18 protein-coding genes and 2 tRNA genes are annotated in these 21,371 nt (G+C 44.0%); 16 read left to right on the forward strand and 4 right to left on the reverse strand.

Going from position 1 to position 21,371, the window contains the following annotated elements:
- Positions 1-8 precede the first annotated feature (8 nt).
- Together P403_RS0112585 and P403_RS0112590 are read left to right on the forward strand one after the other, a co-directional pair.
- Positions 9-1,106, forward strand: coding sequence for a hypothetical protein (locus P403_RS0112585; RefSeq protein ID WP_029332968.1), 1,098 nt, complete (start codon positions 9-11; stop codon positions 1,104-1,106).
- Between the two features lie 153 nt (positions 1,107-1,259).
- Positions 1,260-3,104 carry an EAL domain-containing protein gene (locus P403_RS0112590; RefSeq protein WP_029332969.1) on the forward strand — a complete coding sequence of 615 codons (1,845 nt, stop codon included), beginning with the start codon at positions 1,260-1,262 and terminating at the stop codon, positions 3,102-3,104.
- Positions 3,105-3,116: 12 nt separating this feature from the next.
- Here P403_RS0112590 and P403_RS16295 read toward each other — a convergent pair whose 3' ends face one another.
- The 4 genes from P403_RS16295 to P403_RS0112610 all read right to left on the reverse strand — a co-directional run bounded on the left by P403_RS16295 (position 3,117) and on the right by P403_RS0112610 (position 6,758).
- On the reverse strand, positions 3,117-4,193 hold the full coding sequence (locus P403_RS16295) for a diguanylate cyclase (RefSeq protein ID WP_084157668.1): 1,077 nt from the start codon (positions 4,191-4,193) through the stop codon (positions 3,117-3,119).
- Positions 4,194-4,320: 127 nt separating this feature from the next.
- Positions 4,321-4,899 (reverse strand): 5' nucleotidase, NT5C type, encoded by a 579-nt coding sequence (locus P403_RS0112600; protein ID WP_235195212.1) that lies wholly within the window; start codon positions 4,897-4,899, stop codon positions 4,321-4,323.
- Positions 4,900-4,992: 93 nt separating this feature from the next.
- Positions 4,993-6,102 carry a flavodoxin-dependent (E)-4-hydroxy-3-methylbut-2-enyl-diphosphate synthase gene (ispG, locus tag P403_RS0112605; protein ID WP_029332972.1) on the reverse strand — a complete coding sequence of 370 codons (1,110 nt, stop codon included), beginning with the start codon at positions 6,100-6,102 and terminating at the stop codon, positions 4,993-4,995.
- 182 nt (positions 6,103-6,284) lie between these two features.
- Positions 6,285-6,758, reverse strand: coding sequence for a hypothetical protein (locus tag P403_RS0112610; protein WP_029332973.1), 474 nt, complete (start codon positions 6,756-6,758; stop codon positions 6,285-6,287).
- Between the two features lie 224 nt (positions 6,759-6,982).
- Here P403_RS0112610 and P403_RS0112615 point away from each other — a divergent pair, with 224 nt between their 5' ends.
- From P403_RS0112615 to rpmG, 14 genes are all read left to right on the forward strand, one after another.
- Complete coding sequence (locus P403_RS0112615; RefSeq protein ID WP_029332974.1) at positions 6,983-8,623, forward strand: Na/Pi cotransporter family protein; 1,641 nt, start codon at positions 6,983-6,985, stop codon at positions 8,621-8,623.
- Between the two features lie 121 nt (positions 8,624-8,744).
- Positions 8,745-8,818, forward strand: a tRNA-Met gene (locus tag P403_RS0112620).
- 12 nt (positions 8,819-8,830) lie between these two features.
- Positions 8,831-8,904: transfer RNA gene (locus P403_RS0112625), tRNA-Ile, on the forward strand.
- Between the two features lie 115 nt (positions 8,905-9,019).
- The gene (locus P403_RS0112630; protein WP_029332975.1) at positions 9,020-10,480 is read left to right on the forward strand and encodes an alpha-amylase; all 1,461 of its coding nucleotides are present in this window, start codon (positions 9,020-9,022) and stop codon (positions 10,478-10,480) included.
- A gap of 93 nt (positions 10,481-10,573) precedes the next feature.
- Positions 10,574-11,182, forward strand: coding sequence for a superoxide dismutase (locus tag P403_RS0112635; protein ID WP_029332976.1), 609 nt, complete (start codon positions 10,574-10,576; stop codon positions 11,180-11,182).
- Positions 11,183-11,325: 143 nt separating this feature from the next.
- A complete protein-coding gene (locus tag P403_RS0112640; RefSeq protein WP_029332977.1) occupies positions 11,326-13,398 on the forward strand; it encodes a peptidoglycan D,D-transpeptidase FtsI family protein in 2,073 nt (690 codons plus the stop codon).
- 223 nt (positions 13,399-13,621) lie between these two features.
- Positions 13,622-14,566: a PstS family phosphate ABC transporter substrate-binding protein gene (locus P403_RS0112645; protein ID WP_029332978.1), complete on the forward strand. Its 945-nt coding sequence runs from the start codon at positions 13,622-13,624 to the stop codon at positions 14,564-14,566.
- A 95-nt stretch (positions 14,567-14,661) separates the two neighbouring features.
- The gene (pstC, locus tag P403_RS0112650) at positions 14,662-15,603 is read left to right on the forward strand and encodes a phosphate ABC transporter permease subunit PstC (RefSeq protein ID WP_029332979.1); all 942 of its coding nucleotides are present in this window, start codon (positions 14,662-14,664) and stop codon (positions 15,601-15,603) included.
- 1 nt (position 15,604) lies between these two features.
- Positions 15,605-16,513, forward strand: coding sequence for a phosphate ABC transporter permease PstA (gene pstA / locus P403_RS0112655; protein ID WP_029332980.1), 909 nt, complete (start codon positions 15,605-15,607; stop codon positions 16,511-16,513).
- Positions 16,514-16,607: 94 nt separating this feature from the next.
- Positions 16,608-17,384 (forward strand): phosphate ABC transporter ATP-binding protein PstB, encoded by a 777-nt coding sequence (pstB, locus tag P403_RS0112660; RefSeq protein WP_235195257.1) that lies wholly within the window; start codon positions 16,608-16,610, stop codon positions 17,382-17,384.
- A 16-nt stretch (positions 17,385-17,400) separates the two neighbouring features.
- Entirely contained in the window at positions 17,401-18,063 is a 663-nt protein-coding gene (gene phoU / locus P403_RS0112665; protein ID WP_029332982.1) for a phosphate signaling complex protein PhoU, read from the forward strand.
- Positions 18,064-18,171: 108 nt separating this feature from the next.
- A complete protein-coding gene (locus tag P403_RS0112670) occupies positions 18,172-18,894 on the forward strand; it encodes a DUF4912 domain-containing protein (RefSeq protein ID WP_029332983.1) in 723 nt (240 codons plus the stop codon).
- 35 nt (positions 18,895-18,929) lie between these two features.
- A complete protein-coding gene (locus P403_RS0112675; protein WP_029332984.1) occupies positions 18,930-21,113 on the forward strand; it encodes a glycoside hydrolase family 57 protein in 2,184 nt (727 codons plus the stop codon).
- A gap of 104 nt (positions 21,114-21,217) precedes the next feature.
- The gene (gene rpmG, locus P403_RS0112680; protein WP_012369771.1) at positions 21,218-21,367 is read left to right on the forward strand and encodes a 50S ribosomal protein L33; all 150 of its coding nucleotides are present in this window, start codon (positions 21,218-21,220) and stop codon (positions 21,365-21,367) included.
- Positions 21,368-21,371: the final 4 nt, after the last annotated feature.

Here is a 21,371-nt window from a genome sequence, read left to right on the forward strand (position 1 = left end):
GGAACATGATGCGACGCTTTCAATACTTAGTAATGTTACTCGTTATTTGTCTAGTGAGTTTGACGAGTTATTATGGTTATACGGCAACGATTCAAACGGCGGATTATACCGTCAAGCACATAACAGGAGATGTAAAGGGAACGAAGCTTGCGAAACTACATCTGGTTCTGCAGTCGACAGCGAAAGGTAAAAACGTCTATTCCGATGTATCGTTAGATGGGACAGTCAAAAAAAAGGGCGACAATTATCTTGAAGGAATACTTGGGAACAGAGAGTTTAACCCGATTCTAAAAACAGACGCCAAGGATTTTTTACGGGCGGATGAAACGCTCAGTGAAGATGACGACTATCTGTACGGGATCCGTACGGCTGAACAAGAACTGGAATTAAAGATGTGGGATAAACAGACGAAACGGCTGACGGAAATGACACTCCCGTTTCCTTCAAACGTTAAAACCGGATACGGGACAGGCAGCGTACGCGTCATCAGCCGGATGGATAAGACACTTTATATCCAAGTTGATGCGTACAGAAAAAATCACGAGACCAATCAACTGATGCAAGTCGACTATCAACAGAAAAAAATCAAGCCAGTCCGACTCGCTTCACCGGCAATCAAAAAGAACGAATTTAGAAACTACTTAACGGCCGGGCCGGATCGCGTCATCTATCTGCAACAATTCATTGATGAAAATCACGAGCAGGAAATACAGGGAACGTATTTTGAAGATGACGGGAAACAAGTCCGACCGATTGAGAAGTTAAATAAAACGAGTCAATCCTTCATTGCGATGGGCAACGGGAAACGATTGATCGCTTATAATGAAAATGAAGGAACAAACGAACTGCAATGGACCGTCTATGATACGGTGACGAAGCAAGTGACAAAGGACTTAATCAAGCTTGAAGCGGCGGAGAAAAAGGAGGGATCGATTAACGAATCATTTGCAGACAACCAGTTTTATTTCGTTTCCAAGATGAACGACTATGATTATCAAGTCCGTGTCGTCGATATCTTGTCAGGGGACGTCATCTATGTCGGACAGATTCGCGATAAAAATCAAGTGAAGTCAAGCTCCATCATCACCAGCTTTTTTGGATATTAAATCAAATTAGACATGTTCAGCTGTGTAAAAACAGGAGAACATGTCTTTTTCAGTAAAAAATTGACACATAACGTAAGACAGGAGTATCATCAAGCGGTGTCGAATAAAAAAATGACTACCTTAATGACGATCGGAAATGAAAGGAGGAGTCGTATGCCGCTTAGCACGACAAATGATACCACTGTCGCACAACAACACTGGATGGGAAACTTTGCGTTGTTCATGATGATAGCAGGGGCATTGATTTTTTTAGGGACGACGGATGACGTATTACAAAATGCGTATCTTAATCGCTCAATGATCGTCACATTGCTTTTAGTGATCGGGATAACGACGTTCATCATTAGTCGAAGTCATATCGCGTCAAAATATCAATCGCATCTCCTCTCCATCATGTTACTGATTGTGCCAATCATCTCGATTAATTTGCTACCATATGCTGCCGTCACAGCTTGGGCAAGTTGTTTTTTATTTTTAATGATTGCCTTGATCTCGTACAATCGGATTGTGATGTGGTATACGATTGTCGTCGTACTAGCGACGAATCTGTTTATCATGTTCAATACAACGACGACTATGGTGGAAATCGACTCTTCAGATCATGTCGCACGTCTCGGGATGGTTACGATTGGAATTTGTATTGCGCTGATCATCAATCATTTACACATACGAAATTTAAGTCAATTGCACTCGCTTGCTAATCAACTTGATGAGGCCGCAAAACGTGATCCGCAAACAGAATTACTGAATTTGCGTGGATTAGAAGATTTTTTTGATGATGCTAACCGCCAAGATTTACTGCTCGTCGGTATTCACCTTGAGAATTATTATGAATTGGCACGCTATTTTGGAGAAGACATACAAGCTCGTGTCTTGTTTGAATGCATCGAACGACTCCAGTCTTTACTTCCACCGTACTTAGCACTTGTGCGGATTGAAGGTGGGACGATTGGTGTCGTCATGGAAAAACCTGAAGGTGTTTCCTGTCATGATGAGATGGAGCTCCTTAGTCAAAAAATGTCTGCGCCCTATCAGATAGACCTCCATCAAATTTACGTCAATCTGTATATCGTGATTGATGACGGCGATACGTTGCAAAAAAGTTGGATGAAACGAGTCCAACAAGTTAATTCTGCGCTACAAGAATCCGTTCAAAATGATAAAAAAGTCATGTGCATCGATCAAACATGGCGCTGTGAACAAACATTACGTGTCGAAGCTGCGCGTGCCTTATCACTTGCTGAAGTCAATCGAGATTTTTATTTAGTCTATCAGCTACAGTACGATTCGAATCAACAGACCTTTGTTGGACTTGAAGCACTCGTTCGTTGGAAAACGGAGTTGTCTAAAGCGAATCAACCATCCGTCTTCATCCCGATTGCTGAAAAAAGTGACTTAATCATTCGTCTAGGCGAATGGATTTTTGAAGAAGGCTGTAAGACAAGAAAACGATTGATTGGTCTTGTGCCAGAGAATTTTACGGTGTCAGTGAATGTGTCACCACGCCAATTGACGAACGAATCGTTCATGCCCTTTATTGAACGGATGTTACTTAAGTATTCGCTTAAACCGCAACAAATCAAAATCGAGATTACGGAAAGTCGGTCGCTCGATTTTGAGAGCCAGCCGATTCTTCGGGCATTACGGCGGATAAAAACACTTGATTTTCCAGTGTCGTTAGATGACTTTGGAACAGGTCATGCTTCTTACCATGTCTTGGAACGGTTGTTACCTTTACGCCAATTAAAAATACCGAAACAGTTCATTGAGCAAATTGAAGAATCAGCAAAACGCCAGTCCATCCTTGAATCGATTTTCCAATTGACACGTTCGATGAATGTCGAGTGTATCGTCGAAGGGGTAGAGACAGGAGAAGAAGTTCGAATTGCAAAAGATATTGGCATTCATCTTTTTCAAGGTTACTTTTTTGCAAAACCAGTCTCGCTAACAGATATCATTCTTTTATTAGAAAGCAAAAATAAGGAAGCGATGGAATAAATCCACGCTTCCTTATTTATCGTATAACATGAACTGGTTACGGCCGTTTTCTTTTGCAGCGTAGAGTGCGGTGTCCGCTTGTTTAAAAACGATTCCGGCTGCCTGGTTTTTCGCGTAGGCGACACCGGCGGAAACAGTAATCGTCAAGGCGTGGTCTTGCATGACGAACGGTGTATCGGTGACGGATTGAACGAGTTGTCTTGCGAGTCGCGTCGGTGAAACCGTAAATGTATTCGGAATGACGACGATAAACTCTTCGCCACCGTAGCGGCCGACCGTGATACTATCCGGGCACTCCTGTGTGAGTAAAACGGAGAAATGGCGTAATACAGCATCTCCGACAGCATGACCATATTGATCATTGACTGCCTTAAAGTGGTCAAGGTCGAAGATGATCACACCCCAAGGTGCCTTCGCTTCTACAAGAGCCTGTACTTTTTCCATGATAACGTGACGGTTCGCGAGGCGCGTCAGTTCATCGGTCGAAGCCAGATAGGACTGGTACGCGTAGAGAACGAAGTGTCCTTGTAACATATGTGAAAGATGATAAAAAAGAATCGAGGCGCCAATTGTGATTGAGAAATAAGGCAAAAAAATCGTCTGCCATGCATGAGGATGTGAAGGACCGAGCAACATGCGTAAGAGAACCAAGGTAGAGCCTATCGTTACAATTACAGTGAAGAGTCGCCCTTTATGTTTGATGAGTTGAGCACAGAGGATGATAAGCACGGTAAATCCGGTCAGCATCACTAGAGAATTTTGTAAGGCACTAACGGATTCACCCCCACTGATGAGGACACGATACAGCAGTAAAATAATTCCTGTCGTCACAATGCTGACTGGCCCCCCGTATAGAGCGGATAGAGCGAGCGGCAGCAGTCGTAAATCAATCAATGATCCATTGATTGAGATGGAGTTATGCATCAGTAAAATGCCGGTTAAACCATTTGCTAAACCAAAATACAAGCGCGTTGAACGCTTGGAGTCATACTGGATCGGGAGTCGATTTCGCATCAAATAAAATGTGACAGATAGTATTAAAAATATAATGCATATGTTCGTGAAAAAAATATTCAACGTCGATAACATAAAAAAATCCTTTCAGCTAATAGAAGATGACTCGAGACAAAACGTAACGAATTCATGATAATTGTACGATAACGTAGACGGATTATGTATAAAAAATGGAAAAAAAACAGCCGGATAAGGCTGTTTTTTAACGGATTGGAGCGAATTTATAAATCGTTTGAACGGCTTCATCCCAAGAAGAAACACGAATGATGTTCTCTGGAAGTGCTTTTCGATTGTAAGGAGCATCGAACAAAATAACTGGAATTGACGTATCTTCCGCAATTTGTAACGCATTCTCTAATCGATCCTCCATGAATAAATCGAGTGATAGATCACGTACAACTTGAACCTTGTCATGCGACCCGGTCATGATGAGCGAGTCGAGTGGTAACTCATGGCGCGCAATCCATTCTTCCGTAACCGGTCGAACGATTTCTGAGCGTGCCGTTACGTAGTGCAAATCAAAATGTTGACGTAATTCCCATAAATGTTTTTGGACAAATGCCTGAGGCGTAGATTCTCGATAAATACCGAGCTCATGACCAGACTTGACCATGAATTCCCAAAACTCGATTTGTCCCATATCCGTATACGTATGCAATTCATATTCGGATGCCATTTCGAAGTCAATCGAAGTTCCTAAATACTTGTTCATATAGTTAAAACATGAAGACGGGTGCGTAATCGTCCCATCGATATCGATGCCGATTTTCAATTGGATCACCTGCGTTCCTTAAATTTCTGTCATTAGTATAACATAGTCGAAAAACGGATATGAAAAGAACCCTCTTCAATTAAAAAGAGGGCTCTTCAACAATTAAACTTGGTTGGCTTTCGCCGCTTCTTTTTCTGCTTCTTTTTCAAGAACGATTGCATCAATTTCTTTTTTCAATTCTTCGACCATCGTCGCTTCAGGTACTTTACGGATAATTTCTCCGTGGCGGAACAGAAGCCCTTCGTTACGTGCTCCGGCAATTCCGATATCCGCTTCACGTGCTTCACCAGGACCGTTGACGGCACAGCCGAGTACAGCAACTTTGATGTTGACTTGAATCTTATCGATATAATCCTCGATTTCTGCCGCAATCGCCATCAAGTCGATTTCAATCCGACCGCATGTTGGGCAAGAAATCAATGTCGCTGCGTTTGCTGCGAGACCAAATGATTTCAAGACTTCTTTTGCGACTTTTACTTCTTCGACCGGGTCAGCTGATAGTGAGACACGGACCGTGTTCCCGATACCACGTGAAAGAATCGCACCGAGACCGGCAGCGGATTTCAGTGAACCAGTGCGTAAAGGACCTGACTCCGTGATACCGACATGAAGTGGGTAGTCAAATGATTCAGATGCTAACTGATAAGCTTCAAGCGCAAGCTGAACGTCAGATGCTTTAAGCGAAACAATGATGTCATGGAAGTCAAGGTCTTCAAGAATCTTAATGTGGTGTAAGGCACTTTCGACCATACCACGTGCTGTTGGGTATCCGTATTTCTCAAGAATATGTTTCTCGAGTGAACCAGCGTTGACACCAATCCGGATTGGAATGTTTTTAGCTTTTGCAGCTGTGACGACCGCTTCAACTTTTTCGCGACGTCCGATGTTACCCGGGTTGATCCGGATTTTGTCGACGCCAGCTTCGATTGCCATGAGCGCAAGTTTATAGTTGAAATGAATGTCGACGACAAGCGGAATGTTGATTCGGCTTTTGATTTCAGCGAGCGCAAGTGCGTCACGTTCTTCTGGACAAGCAACGCGGACGATTTGGCATCCGGCTTCTTCAAGTCGTAAGATTTCAGCGACAGTCGCTTCGACGTCGTGTGTTTTAGTTGTCGTCATACTTTGAATGATGACTTCATTATTTCCACCAATGACAAGGTCCCCAACACGAACGGGACGAGTCTTAGAGCGATGGACCATTTTCGGCATATCGAAAATCTCCTTTTGTGGCATAGCGCCATATTGTGTAAGTTTACCTTCTCTATCATATCGAACTATTCCCTAAAAATCGAGAAACAAGAACGAATTTCGAACATTTACAATTCTTTAATAGAAATAAGTAACTGTCAATCCGCCGGTAGACGGAGCTGAGACGAAGAAGTAACGCGGAATTACGATTTCGGATGCGTATTTTTTTTTCGGTTCCGTGCTGAGAAAACGGGCAGTAAAGAATAAATGAAGTGACCGACTAATAGGAGCGTCACCCCAAGTGCTGAGAATCCGAGCTGATAACAGAGGACGCCGACTGGAAAGCTCCATAAGTTAGCAGCAACCGTATACGGAAAAACTTGCCGGTACGCCCATGGTCTTGGGAGGATCCAGGCGATCAACCAACGATTCAAATACGACATCAATAGAAGAAACAGTAACAGCGCGATGGCGACGAAAATGAAATGGAGCATAAACCAGACGATGAATGGAACCGTTTTGACGATAAATATACTGTCGATGACTGTCGTCCAAAATGAAATCCACGCTAATCCACAAAAATAAAGGGAGACATCAGCTAGGCGAGTCTTTAAAAAAGAACGGTTTGGAACTAAGGTGGTTTGTAAATAATTAATAAATTGTCTTAAAAAAACCATGATAACACTCTTTTCTCTGTTTCATAACAGTGGTGTAGTGGGGAGTAAAATGCTTTAAATAAAGGGTTTTAACTGTTTTGGTACAGGTTAATAAAACCTTAACATTCAAATGTTGATAAAACTATTTACAAGTTCAACGGACCTTTACATAATAGGAGAGGTTGAAACAATAAAATCTTAACAAAAAATCAATCCCACTTTTTTAGATATGAGGAGATGAAACGATGAATTATGATTTGCAGGAAATGATTTTCACTTTTATTGGTGGACTCGGTATTTTCCTATTCGGTATTAAGTATATGGGAGATGGGCTCCAAAAAACAGCAGGGGACCGACTTCGTTACATTTTAGACAAATACACATCGAACCCGTTACTCGGAATTCTTGCTGGTATTGTCGTCACAGTCTTGATTCAATCATCGTCAGGTACGACCGTCATCGTCGTTGGACTCGTCAGCGCGGGTCTGATGAATTTACGTCAAGCGATCGGTGTCGTCATGGGAGCGAACATCGGAACAACGATCACGGCCTTCATCATCGGCTTTAACGTCAAGGAAGCAGCCCTTCCTGCAATCGCGCTTGGTGCGTTTCTCATCTTCTTCTTCAATAAAGAACGGATTCAATACATCGGACAAATTTTCTTCGGTTTCGGTGCCTTGTTCTATGGTTTGACTTTAATGGGAGATGGCATGAAGCCACTTCAATCAAGTGAATGGTTCCGTGAACTGACAATTTCGATGTCAGACAATCCGTTACTCGGTGTGTTCGTCGGGACGGTCTTTACGTTCCTTGTCCAGTCGTCCTCTGCGACGATTGGTATTTTGCAGGAGCTATACTCTGGTGGCATGATCGATATCAAAGCAGCCCTCCCGATTTTATTCGGGGATAATATCGGAACAACGATCACGGCAGTACTCGCAGCACTCGGTGCATCGATTGCCGCAAAACGGACAGCAGCAGCACACGTCATCTTCAATATCGTCGGTACGATTATTTTCTTAGTCGCCTTACCTTTGTTCTCGACATTCATTGCTTGGATCACAGGTGTACTCGATCTTGAACCGAAAATGCAAATTGCCTTTGCGCACGGTACGTTCAACGTTGTCAACACGTTGATTCAATGTTGGTTCATCGCACAAATTGCATGGCTCGTTAAAAAGGTCGTTCCAGGAACGGATACGACAGTCGATTCAAAACCACGTCACTTGGATCAAAACATCTTGAACCAATCGTCTTCACTTGCGTTGAACCAAGCGAAAATGGAAGTCTTGCGGATGGGTGAGTTCTCAAAAGAAGCACTCGGTAAAGCACATCGCTACACGCAATCACATGATAAAAAAGATGTTTCTGACGCTGGTCAGATTGAATATGCAATCAACCACTTGAACACGGAAGTCACGAACTACCTTGTTAAAGTGGCGGCGAACGATCTCTCTGAACGTGAATCGAACGACCACTCGCTTTTAATGCATGCCGTCAATGACTTCGAACGAATTGGTGACCACGTCGAAAACGTAATTGAACTCGTTGACTTCCAAATCGTCAATCGGATTGAGTTTACCCCGAAAGCGAAAAAAGAGTTGGATGAAATGTACGTTCTAACACAAAAAATCGTCGATACGGCAATCAAAGCTGTTGAGCGTGATGATGTTTCATTAGCACGCCAAGTCCTTGAATTAGAAGGAAAACTCGATTCACTTGAACGGTCATTCCGTAAACACCATGTCTTACGGGTCAATGCTGGGGAGTGTACTGGTCAAGCGGGTATGATTTTCGTTGATCTGTTATCGAACCTCGAACGGATTGGTGATCATGCCGTCAATATTACAGATTTAGTACTTGAACAACGTTCGGGAACGGCTTGAGTAAAATAAAAATAAACGGGAGGGATTTCTGTAAAGAAGTCCCTCTTTATTTTCGCGAAATAATTTATTGACATTTTAGATGCTTTCCATTAATCTAATTGTAGTTGTTTTAATTCATTATGGCGGTGTAGCTCAGCTGGCTAGAGCGTACGGTTCATACCCGTGAGGTCGTGGGTTCGACTCCCTCCGCCGCTACTATTTACTTAAGGACCCTTAGCTCAGCTGGTTAGAGCTGACGGCTCATAACCGTCCGGTCGCAGGTTCGAGTCCTGCAGGGTCCATTTAAGAAACGCACACTCCTGTTTAGGGGTGTGCGTTTATTTTTGTTCTCTTGGGGAATATTAAAGATATTGTAATAATATTCATACTATAGTAATTGAGGGAGAGCGAAGAGAGATGGAACGTAACCATACAATGATGCAGTTTTTCGAGTGGCATGTAGAAAATGATGGGAAGCATTGGCAACGTTTAAAAGAGAGAGCGCCGGAGCTTCGTGCTGCAGGCATCACATCTGTTTGGATTCCACCAGCTTCTAAGGGACAATCAGATGAAGACACAGGGTATGGGATATACGATGTTTATGATTTAGGTGAGTTTGATCAAAAAGGAACGGTTCGGACGAAATACGGGACGAAAGACGAACTACTTGAAGCCATTCAAGTGGCACATGAAAATGAAATCGCCGTTTATGCCGATGTCGTCATGAACCATAAGGCGGCAGCAGATGAACTGGAGACGATCAATGTCGTTGAGGTACATCCGGAAGATCGGTCGAAAGAAATTTCAGAAGAATTCGAAATCGATGCCTGGACAAAATTCACTTTCCCGGGACGTGACGGGAAGTATTCTGATTTTGTATGGAATCATGAGTTCTTTAACGGGACGGATTTTGATGCGCGAGAAGAAAGAACCGGCGTCTTCAAAATCTCCGGAAAAAATAAAGACTGGAACGACCAAGTCGATAGCGAATTCGGGAACTATGATTACTTGATGTTTGCGAACATCGATTACAATCATCCTGAAGTCCGTCAAGAGATGATCGATTGGGGACATTGGTTTAAAGATACACTTAATTGCCAAGGATTCCGACTTGATGCAATCAAGCATATCAATTACGAATTCGTCAATGAATTCGCGAAATCAATGATGGGTGAAAATCCAGAAGATTTTTATATGGTCGGTGAATTTTGGAAGTCAGACTTAGATGATTGTCGTCACTTCTTAGATAGCGTCGACTATACAATCGATTTGTTCGATGTTCCACTTCATTATAAATTTCATGAAGCTTCAGAACAGGGCGAAGAATTTGATTTAACGACACTTTTCGCAGATACACTCGTTGAGTCGCATCCGACGAATGCTGTTACGTTCGTCGACAACCATGATTCGCAACCAGGTGAATCGCTTGAGTCATGGGTCGATGATTGGTTTAAACAACATGCTTATGCATCCGTTCTCCTGCGCAAAGACGGTTATCCTTGCGTCTTTTACGGTGATTATTATGGTATCCAGGGACCGCATCCCGTCGAAGGGAAAAAAGAGATGATTGATGCATTGCTGTACGCCCGTTACTATAAAGCCTACGGGAAACAAGAAGATTATCTCGATGATCCGCACTGTGTCGGTTGGGTCCGTCACGGAGTCGAAGAGTTCCCGAATTCAGGCTGTGCCGTATTGCTCTCAAATGCTGACATGTGTGAAAAACGGATGTTCGTCGGAGAAGACCGTGCTGGAGAAGAATGGTTCGACTATACGAACCATCAAGAAGAGCCTGTCGTGATTGATGAAGAAGGATTTGGTGTCTTCCCGGTTCCAGGTGGCGGCGTATCGGTATTCGCACCACGTGATGAACAATAATTCGTAAGGGTCATTGCTTGCACTAGACCATTTGTTTTTGCTAGTCTAAAGAGGTATTGAAGTTCCGAAAATAGGATAAAGGGGGACATGAAAATGTCAAAATTTGAATTACCAGAACTCGGCTACGCTTATGATGCGCTTGAGCCACATATCGATGCTCGTACGATGGAGATTCACCACTCGAAACACCATAATGCTTACGTCACGAACGTCAACGCGGCGCTCGAAGGCTCGGAACACGAAGGGAAATCATTAGAAGAGTTGCTTCAAAACCTTGATGCGCTTCCTGCTAACATTCAAACAGCAGTTCGCAACAACGGTGGCGGTCATTGGAACCACTCATTCTTCTGGAAATTGCTTAAAAAGAATGATGGTGCTGCACCGACAGGCGAACTCGCTTCAGCAATCGATGAAGCATTCGGTTCATTCGATGCATTCAAAGATGAATTTGCAAAAGCAGCGACAACACGCTTTGGATCTGGTTGGGCATGGCTCATCGTCGAAGGTGGCAAGTTGGCTGTCGTTTCGACACCGAACCAAGATACACCGGTCATGGAAGGTAAAACGCCAATCCTCGGACTTGATGTCTGGGAGCATGCGTATTACTTGAACTACCAAAACCGTCGTCCGGATTACATCAATGCATTCTTCAATATCATTGATTGGGATCACGTTGCCAAACTTTACGCTGACGCAAAATAATCGTTATTACTAAAAAAGGGTCGTTTCCTCACATGAGGAAGCGGCTTTTTTTTAATACGGAAAATGATGGGATAGGTTGTTATGGATGGTTTCCTTCTATATAATGAACAAAGATGACTTTTTGAACGATAGGGGAGTACGCCATGGCGAAACGAATCACGGTAAGAGGAAGACGGCGTAACCACTTGCCGCTTCGATTAAATTTAATGTTCTTTGTTGTTTTTTTATTATTTGCGATTTTGATTTTTCGACTTGGTGTCGTCCAAATTGTCAATGGTGAAAAAATCTCACGCGAAGTTCAAAAAACAGAGATGATTGCTTCGAAGTATGAAGTACCACGCGGGAAAATTTATGACCGCGATGGACGATTGCTCGTCGATACGATTTCAAAATATTCGATTGTCTACCGACGCTCGCAAAATACAAAGGTCGATGAGCGGATTGAAACGGCTTCACGTCTCGCGGCCATCATCCATTTACCGAAAGATGATTGGAAGGTAACGGAACGTGACTTAAAAGATTACTGGATTGCAACCAATGCAGAAGAATCGAAACGTCGTTTTGATGCTGTCATGAAAGAAAAATATCCGACATTAGAAGATCGGAAAAAGTTATCGATTGCTGAAGAAAACCAAATCATGCTCGATACGATTACAGAAAAAGATATCGATTACGATGATAAGACAATGGAAATCGTCGCAATCAAACACAATATGGAAGTTGGATATGCGCTCGATCCCCAACTCGTCAAGCTTGGTGCGACAGCAAAAGAGATGGCGATCATTGATGAAAATCTCGAAGATTTGAAAGGCGTTTCTGTGGAACCATTCTATGAACGGTCCTATCCATATGAAGGAACACTCCGAAATATCTTTGGAAAGTACTCGAAGATTCCTGCAGAGCAACAAGCGGAATACAAGGCAAAAGGGTACAGTTTGAACGATCGGGTCGGAACATCGTTTTTAGAACAACAATATGAAGATTTATTGCGCGGGAAACCGGCATATGATGTGTATGAGACGTTTAACGGCGAACCGGTCGGTGAGCCGAACCGTGAAGAAGGGGAGTCTGGAAAAGATCTCGTTCTGACGGTTGACGCGGAATACAACAAACAGGTCGATCAAATCCTCCAACAAGCGATCAAGATGGGTCGTGGTATGGGAAGCGGCTATCTTAAAGAAGGTTATGCGGTCGTGATGAACCCACAAACGGGTGAAGTGTTAGCGATGTCGGGACAAAAACTTGATACGGCGACGAATAAATTTAGTGACGTCGCAATCAATAATGTTCTGACCTCACTCCAAATCGGATCGACGATTAAAGGGGCGACGGTTGCAATGGGACTCGAAGAAGGCGTCATTCGTCAAAATGAAGTCATCAATGATGCGCCGATTACAATCGGAGGGACGAAGAAGGCTTCTTACGTCAACATGGGGCCGATTACGGATTTGACGGCGCTCGAACGCTCGTCAAACGTATATATGTTCAACATCGCAATGCGGATGGCAAATTATCCGAGTAACGGGATTGCAGGGGCGAGCGTCGATGCTGCTGCAGCCATTATGCAAAACTACTACAGCCAGTTCGGGCTCGGCGTGACGACTGGGATTGATTTACCGTACGAAGCGAAAGGTGTGCAAGGGACACCGGACCGCGTCACGCTCTTGATGGACCGTGTCATCGGGCAATATGACGCGTTCACTCCGTTACAAGTCGCGCAGTATATCTCAACACTCGCGAACGGCGGCTATCGTGTTCAGCCGCATTTCTTAAAAGAAGTGCTCGCATCGAATTCAATTGAAGAAGATACAAAACAAGTCGAGTATAGCTTCGAAACGAATTACTTGAACCGAATCGAAGTCAGCCAAGACAACATCGATCACGTCCGCGAAGGATTGCATCGAGTCGTCAAAGGAGAGAGTGGGACTTCTAAAGTAATTGCGTTGACAGGAATCGACGCGGCAGCTAAGACGGGTACAGCACAGGTAAGTGTATATGGTGAAGACGGGATTGCGTTACGTGACAGCAGTGGTCAGCCGGTTCGTTCATTAAACTCGAACCTTGTCGGTTGGGCGCCGTATGATAATCCGGAGATCGCGTGGGCTGTATTCCTTCCATATATGGAGCAGGAAACGGTCAACTCAAAAATTGGTCATGATTTAGTGAAGGCGTACTTCAACGTAAAAGATATTCCGTGGCAGACTAAGCCAAATTAACTAGAGAGACGAAGCTGAGGAAACTCATCTTCGTTTTTTTATTTGGATTGACCTTTTTTTATAATGTATTTTGAATTGTAAACTGCAAAAAACAAGCCTTTACAATTCTTTTACGTTGGATTCATTTCGTTTTAATAGTTCATCCGTATTATAAGTCTTGTAAGGGAAACGGATAAAAAGTCGTATCGGTATAAGCGACATACTTCGAGGAGGAAATTTAATCATGTCTTGGATGAAAAAAACAGCACTTATCACAACAGTAGCTTCAATCGCAGTAGTCGGTGCAGCATGCGGAAATGACGAAGGAAGCTCTTCGAGTTCGTCGGATCTTTCAGGAAAGATTGCAATTGATGGATCGTCAACAGTTTTCCCAATCATGGAAGCAGTCGGAGAAGAATATTCGATTGAACAGCCAGATGTAAACGTAACGGTCGGTGTGTCGGGGACAGGTGGCGGATTCAAACGTTTCGTCGTCGGTGAAACAGATCTTTCGAACGCTTCACGTGAAATCAAAGAAGAAGAAGCAGCAGAAGCAGAAAAAAATGGAATTGAATATACACGAATGGCACTAGCGCTTGACGGATTAACAGTTGCAGTAAGTAAAGAAAACACGTGGGTCAAAGAATTGACGATTGACCAGCTCAATAAAATGTGGCAGGATCCGAACGTCAAAACATGGAAAGATGTCGATTCATCTTACCCAGCAGAACCAATCAAATTCTTCAGCCCTGGTAAAGACTCAGGTACATTTGATTACTTCAATGAAGAAGTAATGGATGAAAAAGATATGCGTAAAGACGTCCAACTTTCTGAAGATGATAACGTCCTCGTTAAAGGTGTCGAAGGAACGAAAGGTGCAATCGGCTACTTCGGTTACGCGTACTATGCTGAAAACAAAGATAAGTTAAAAGAAGTACCATTATCGGCTGAAGGAAAAGATGCTGTTGATCCAACACCAGAAACAATCAACGATCTTTCATATCCACTATCACGTGAAATCTACACGTATGTAAACAACAAATCACTCAACGATAAAAAACAAGTCGCAGACTTTGTGAAATTTACGAATGAAAATGCCGGCGATTTAGCAGAAGAAGTCGGTTACGTCAAAATGAAGCAAGACCGTTATGACGAAAATGCAAAAGCAATCGAAGACGCAATGAAATAAACATCCAGATGTAAGGATGGCCTAAAAAGGGGGGAATCCCCTCCTTTTTAGGTCCCGTTCTTATGTAGGGATGATGGAGTAGGGAGCGAAGAAGGATGAATTCATCATCAAAGGGTTCGGTTCGAGAGCTGATTCAACAGAACCGTAAACAAAAGTTTAGTATGAAAAACATCATGGAACGAATTATGCCAATCGTCTTATTTTTATGTGCGTTTGCTTCAGTCGTTACGACCATTGGCATCATTCTCACGTTAGTCATTGAAACGGAACATTTCTTTGAAGTCGTCTCAATCAAAGAATTTTTCGGTAGTACGAGCTGGTACCCGTTGAACTCAGTTCCTGAGTATGGGATCTGGCCGCTCGTCGTTGGAACACTTGAGATTACCGTGATTGCGATGCTAGTTGCCGTGCCGATCGGACTCACTGCTGCTATCTATTTAAGTGAGTATGCATCAGAGCGCGCACGTCGTGTGTTAAAACCAATTCTTGAAGTATTGGCAGGGGTGCCAACAATCGTCTTCGGTTTCTTCGCCTTGACGTTCGTCACACCATTACTTGATAAATTAATTCCGGGTCTTGCAATTTACAACGCACTTAGCCCAGGGATTGTCGTCGGAATCATGATCATCCCGATGATTGCTTCGATTTCTGAAGATGCGATGAGTTCTGTTCCGAAAAAAATTCGTGACGGTGCGCTCGCACTTGGTTCGACACGCCTTGAAGTGGCTTTAAAAGTGGTGGTTCCGGCAGCACTTTCAGGTATCATCGCGTCGATCGTCCTAGGGATGTCTCGTGCGATTGGTGAGACGATGATTGTAACGATTGCCGGGGGATCAAATCCTACAGCAACCGTCAATCCGCTTGAACCTGTCCAAACGATGACAGCCTATATCGTTCAAGTCGCACTTGGTGATGCTGGATATGGAACTGTTGAATATTATAGTATCTACGCTGTCGGTACGCTGTTGTTCGTCTTTACACTTGTGATGAACCTCCTCGCGAACTGGATTACGCGTCGTTTCAGAGAGGAGTACTAAGATGGCCTTACCAGAAAAACAACCTGTACAAAAAAAGTTCATTGATCCAGTCGCAGTGAAAAAATCAATCAGTCAGCGTCTTGTCGTCAACAATGTGACGAAAGTAATTTTCTTGATGGGCCTCCTATTTGCTCTCGTCGTCCTTGGTATTCTTCTTGTCGGCGTACTCCGTGATGGTGTTGCATGGTTATCGCTTGATTTCCTTCAGAATGGACCATCTCGACGTCCTGAACGCGCGGGCGTCTATCCGGCACTGATGGGCACGATCTTCTTGATGCTTTTAATCATTCCAATGATTTTCATCATGGGTGTCGGAGCTGCGATTTATTTAGAGGAATATGCGAAAAAAGGACGGATGACGTCGTTCATCGAAGTCAATATCTCGAACTTGGCAGGAGTACCTTCAATCGTTTTTGGTTTGCTCGGTTTGACGTTCTTCGTCCGGAACATGGGCTTCGGTTCAACATTGATTGCTGGAGCGTTGACGCTTGCATTAATGAGCTTGCCGGTCGTCATCGTATCGTCGCAAGAAGCGATTCGTTCGGTGCCGCAAGCGATGCGACATGCTTCACTTGCACTCGGTGCCTCGAAATGGCAGACGACGTTCAAAGTCGTGTTACCGGCGTCACTTCCAGGTGTCATTACCGGAATCATTTTAGCTGTCTCACGTGCGATTGGTGAAACAGCACCGCTTATCATGGTCGGAGCAGCCATCTTCATCGCCCGTGCGCCGGAAGGTATCTTCTCAGAGTTTACGGCGTTGCCGATTCAAATTTATAACTGGACAAGCCGTCCACAAGCTGATTTCCAGGGACTTGCTGCAGCAGGAATCATCGTCTTGATGGTGATCTTATTGACAATGAACTCACTTGCAATCTGGATTCGAAACCGTTTTTCTAAACGTTATTAATAGTAAGAATGTGCTGAATCGTTTTTAAGGAGGAACACAGATGATGGATACGAAGCTGACGACAAAAACAGCCGAGAAAGAAGGGGCAACAACTATGAATCAACCAGTAGCTGCGCAAGACAGTGTATACCGTGTCGACAATTTAAACTTATGGTATGGCGATGACCACGCCTTAAAAGATGTCAACTTAGATATTAAACAAAACGAAGTCACGGCAATCATCGGACCGTCTGGGTGCGGGAAATCGACATTCATCAAAACCTTGAACCGGATGGTCGAGCTCGTGCCAATCGTTCGGACGAACGGTGTCATCGAGTATAATGGCCGTAACATTTTCGATAAAGAATATGAAGTAGAAGAATTACGGACATCAGTCGGTATGGTTTTCCAGCAACCGAACCCGTTCCCGAAATCGATTTATGACAACATCGCATATGGACCACGTGTCCATGGCGTCAAAAACAAAAAGATTTTGGATGAAATCGTGGAACGTAGCTTACGTGGCGCCGCGATTTGGGACGAGGTCAAAGATCGTCTGAATGAAAATGCCTACGGATTATCAGGTGGGCAGCAACAACGTCTTTGTATCGCGCGATGCCTTGCAATCGAACCGGATGTCATCTTAATGGATGAGCCAACTTCAGCACTCGACCCGATTTCGACACTCAAAGTCGAAGAACTCGTTCAAGATTTGAAAAAAGATTATTCAATCATCATCGTGACGCATAACATGCAACAGGCAGCACGTGTGTCGGATAAAACAGCATTCTTCTTGAACGGAGAAGTCGTCGAGTTTGATCAAACGGATCGTATCTTCTCGAATCCAAGTGATAAGCGGACAGAAGATTACATTTCAGGACGATTCGGATAATTAGGAGGAACTTTCAATGGCCACTCACCGTACGATTTTTGGAGAAAACTTGGCAGTACTCGATCAAAAAGTCTTTCTTCTTGCCCGCAAGACGATGCAACAGATTGCGACGACAGCAGAAGCACTTGAAAAATATGATCATGATATCGCACGTAACGTCATCGAAAATGACAATGAACTTGATGCGCTTGAACTTGAAATCAACGATGATGCGATTCTGTTGATTGCGAAACAACAACCAGTTGCAACGGATTTACGTCGACTCGTGGCAGCGATGAAAATCGCGACAGACTTAGAGCGGATTGCTGATTACGCAGGTAATATCTCAAAAGCGGTCTTACGCGTCGAGACATTCCCGTACGTGATTGATATCTCGCTCTTGAAAGAAGCGTTCGAAACGTTGCTCGATATGACAGAAACCGCGATCGTCGCCTATCGTGATGGCGACATCGAAAAAGCGAAAGCGTTATCCGATCTCGACAACATTATTGATGAGACGACATATAAAGCGCTTCGCCAATACATGCGCCATATGTCATTGCAACCGATCGTCGTCGATGAAATCATGCAGTTCACGAACATCTGCCGCTACATCGAACGGATGGGTGACCACTTGACGAATGTCGGGGAACATCTCATCTATCTCGAAAAAGGAAAACACTACGATTTAAATAACTAATCCAAGTAGGTACGGGGAGATTCCTCGACCTACTTTTTTTCATAAAGGGATTTGAAACAAGTTTGTAGAATAGGAAAGAAGTGAATAAAGATAAAGAGGTGATAGGTAATGCTTGATAAAATTATAAAATTAAAAGAACAAGGATTGACGACAAAACAAATCGCTGAAAAATTAGAGTCGACGGAAGGGAAAGTGAAATATGCCTGGAGTAAATACCGTAAGTCACTTTCAGAACCGACGGACAAAAAAACAGCAGCTCCTAAAAAACAACAGAAAGCCCCTACATCGATGAAAGTGGCTGCGAATGAGATCGTTCCTGCTGTCATCGCCATACCATCGCTTGAACGGGATGCATTCGGGATGGCGACGCACTATGAAGATGACATCATGCATGCCATCGTTCAATCGCCGACTGCATTGTACGTGTACTGGGAGCTCTCGGAGTTATCTCGTAAGATGTTAGAGACGCATTACCACGCAGCGTTCGATTCATTCCGTAAAGAACTTCGAATCATTGATGTGACGTTAGTCGAGTATGAAAAAGGTGAAGCGAACCGAACGTATCAATTTGAACTGCCGGAAATGACGAACTCTTGGTTCGTTCGCCCGTTATCCCCAAACACTACATACATCATCGAATGGGGAATTCAAACGATTGATGGTGACTTCGTTCCGGTACTACGTTCGAAGCCGGTCGAGACGCCGCGTGACGAACCTGTCGTTGAAGGGCGATTCGCTGAAGTCGTCGCTCGTTGGCAAAATGGAGAGGTCGAGCAACCGGAATGGGTAGAAGTTTTACGACCGTATTCTTACTTCGACCGAATTCGTTGAGCTAAAAGATAGAAAGAAGGAGAGGAAGAGAAAACATGCGCAAAGGCTATTTTTCACTCGTTTTACATGCCCATTTACCTTATATTCGTCATCAGGAAGCTCATCGTCTAGAAGAGCGTTGGATGTACGAAGCGATTTCAGAAACGTATATTCCGTTATTATGGGAAATTGATCGTCTGGAGCGCCCACTCGGATGGACGATTAGTATTTCTCCACCCGTCATTGAAATGCTTGCGGATTCATTGATTCAAGAACGTTATGTAGAGCATTTAGATGATACACTACGTTTAATTGATCAAGAACTTGACCGCGATTTAGTGGCAGAAGAACGGGATGCCCTGCTTTTCTACAAAGAACGGTACCGTGACTTAAAAAATACATTCGAACATTGGGGTCGCGATTTAAACCATGCTTTCCGTCATTATAAAGAAGCGGGTTACCTTGAATTGATGACCTGTACGGCAACGCATGGTTTCAGTCCGCATATGTTATCAGAGCAAGCTGCCCGGTCAGAGATTCAAACTGGATTAAACTGTTTCGAACGTCATTATGGATTCCGTCCGACGGGGCTATGGATGCCGGAATGTGCCTATACACCAGGTCTTGATAAAATCATGTACGAAGAGGGGATTCGTTATACATTCGTTGACGAACACTCTATCTTAAACGCTGATCCTGCTCCGAAACACGGCATCGGCGCACCGGTCTATTCGCCGCATGGCGTCGCTTTATTCCCGCGCGATCAAATCATTTCTGGACGCATTTGGAGTTCTGTCATCGGGTATCCCGGACATCCGAACTACCGTGAGTTTTACCGTGACCTTGCTTACGACCGCGAGTGGGACCAGATTGCAGAATTCATGCATCCGGAAGGGCTTCGTTACGATACAGGATTGAAACTCCACCGTGTCACAGGAGAGTCCGATCAAAAGGCATTTTATGTCCGTGATTGGGCGTGGAAACAAACCGATGAGCATGCAGCTGACTTTGCGGAAGCATTGGCAGGGCATCTTGATCAGCACAGTGGACAAGACTTCCCGCCGTTTCTTGTCACAGCACCATTTGACGCGGAATTATTTGGTCATTGGTGGTTTGAAGGACCAGACTTCCTCGGTAAAGCCATGGAACGACTTGAAGATGTTGGCGTCGAATCGATTTCGCCTACAATGTTCCTCGAGCGTCATTTTGGCGACATCGAGACGGTACACGTCGCGATGGGGACATGGGGCCGAAAAGGATATGCGGATGTGTGGATCAATGAACGCAACGACTGGATGATTCGTCACTTGCATCAACTTGAGAAACGATTAGCTGGTGTCATGGCGCGTAATCGTCATCAAGATGGTTTGACGGTCAAAGCAAAACGTCAATTGATTCGTGAATACTTGCTCGCGGTTTCGAGCGACTGGCCGTTCATTCTCGATGGACAGACGACGGCACAATATGCGGCAAATCGATTCCGTGAACATATTAAGCGATTCGAAGAAACGGAGCGGTTACTTGACGCTGGAGAATTAACGATCGAATGGCTTGAAACGCGTTATGCCGAATATCCCTTCTTAGCGGATGAAGACATCGAACCGGACGTCTATTTGACGACACATGACTACTATGTCGCGGTGCAACGTGAAACGTCATGGAACGATGACGCGATTTTACTCGTCGCAAAAGATTACCAAGATTCGAATCGACCGATTGCTGAGTTCGCGAAGCGATTGGCAAGAGCGGGAGAAAATGTCTATGTCATTACAGAAAATGAGACGGCTTATCGATTTGAAGACGGCGTTCATATTTACGGCGTCCACATGACGGGTCTACCGCTCGTTCAGACTTACAATCAGTTGGCCGGATTAAATCTTGCCGTGTTACGTCAAGCGCAAGCTCTGCATAAAATTGTAGAATTCCGCCTTGTCCATAACTTTACGATGGAGACGGCGTCGGCTGCTCAATCGTTTGCTGAGATTAACGAGTTGCCGCTTGTCAGCAATGTGTACAATCTTGAGAGTGAACGTTCTCCAGCGAGTAGCGGTGGTTTAGTTGTTGCGATTAAACGATTAGAGGGCGAAGCACTTCGTCATTCACAATTGATTTATTTAGAACGTGAAGAAGCGCGACAAGGAATCGAAAATGATTATCATGTTGCTCAAAAACCGCTTGAATTCCAAGTGAACCTTGAAAAACCATACGAACAATTGGCGATTCAGAAAAAGAACGGATGAACAGTTGCAATTCCGTTCCTTTCTTGGTACGATACTTGAGTATGCTTAACCTTATGTAAAGCAAAAACACTTGATACATTGAGAGCTAGATAGGAGGGAATCCCATGCGCGTTAAAATTACTTTGGCTTGCACTGAAACTGGTGACCGTACTTATATCACTAAAAAGAACAAGCGTAACAACCCAGAGCGTCTTGAGTTGAAGAAATACAACCCACGTCTCCGTAAGCACACACTTCACCGTGAAGTAAAATAATTGA

It is taken from the genome of Exiguobacterium oxidotolerans JCM 12280 (genome assembly GCF_000702625.1).
GTDB lineage: Bacteria > Bacillota > Bacilli > Exiguobacteriales > Exiguobacteriaceae > Exiguobacterium_A > Exiguobacterium_A oxidotolerans.

Excerpts from the sequence above, each read along its gene's own strand:
- P403_RS0112585 (WP_029332968.1), top strand. The coding sequence starts at position 9 with ATGCGACGCTTTCAATACTTAGTAATGTTACTCGTTATTTGTCTAGTG.
- P403_RS0112590 (WP_029332969.1), top strand. The coding sequence starts at position 1,260 with ATGCCGCTTAGCACGACAAATGATACCACTGTCGCACAACAACACTGG.
- P403_RS16295 (WP_084157668.1), bottom strand. The coding sequence starts at position 4,193 with ATGTTATCGACGTTGAATATTTTTTTCACGAACATATGCATTATATTT.
- ispG (WP_029332972.1), bottom strand. The coding sequence starts at position 6,102 with ATGCCGAAAATGGTCCATCGCTCTAAGACTCGTCCCGTTCGTGTTGGG.
- P403_RS0112610 (WP_029332973.1), bottom strand. The coding sequence starts at position 6,758 with ATGGTTTTTTTAAGACAATTTATTAATTATTTACAAACCACCTTAGTT.
- P403_RS0112615 (WP_029332974.1), top strand. The coding sequence starts at position 6,983 with ATGAATTATGATTTGCAGGAAATGATTTTCACTTTTATTGGTGGACTC.
- P403_RS0112630 (WP_029332975.1), top strand. The coding sequence starts at position 9,020 with ATGGAACGTAACCATACAATGATGCAGTTTTTCGAGTGGCATGTAGAA.
- P403_RS0112635 (WP_029332976.1), top strand. The coding sequence starts at position 10,574 with ATGTCAAAATTTGAATTACCAGAACTCGGCTACGCTTATGATGCGCTT.
- P403_RS0112640 (WP_029332977.1), top strand. The coding sequence starts at position 11,326 with ATGGCGAAACGAATCACGGTAAGAGGAAGACGGCGTAACCACTTGCCG.
- P403_RS0112645 (WP_029332978.1), top strand. The coding sequence starts at position 13,622 with ATGTCTTGGATGAAAAAAACAGCACTTATCACAACAGTAGCTTCAATC.
- pstC (WP_029332979.1), top strand. The coding sequence starts at position 14,662 with ATGAATTCATCATCAAAGGGTTCGGTTCGAGAGCTGATTCAACAGAAC.
- pstA (WP_029332980.1), top strand. The coding sequence starts at position 15,605 with ATGGCCTTACCAGAAAAACAACCTGTACAAAAAAAGTTCATTGATCCA.
- pstB (WP_235195257.1), top strand. The coding sequence starts at position 16,608 with ATGAATCAACCAGTAGCTGCGCAAGACAGTGTATACCGTGTCGACAAT.
- phoU (WP_029332982.1), top strand. The coding sequence starts at position 17,401 with ATGGCCACTCACCGTACGATTTTTGGAGAAAACTTGGCAGTACTCGAT.
- P403_RS0112670 (WP_029332983.1), top strand. The coding sequence starts at position 18,172 with ATGCTTGATAAAATTATAAAATTAAAAGAACAAGGATTGACGACAAAA.
- P403_RS0112675 (WP_029332984.1), top strand. The coding sequence starts at position 18,930 with ATGCGCAAAGGCTATTTTTCACTCGTTTTACATGCCCATTTACCTTAT.
- rpmG (WP_012369771.1), top strand. The coding sequence starts at position 21,218 with ATGCGCGTTAAAATTACTTTGGCTTGCACTGAAACTGGTGACCGTACT.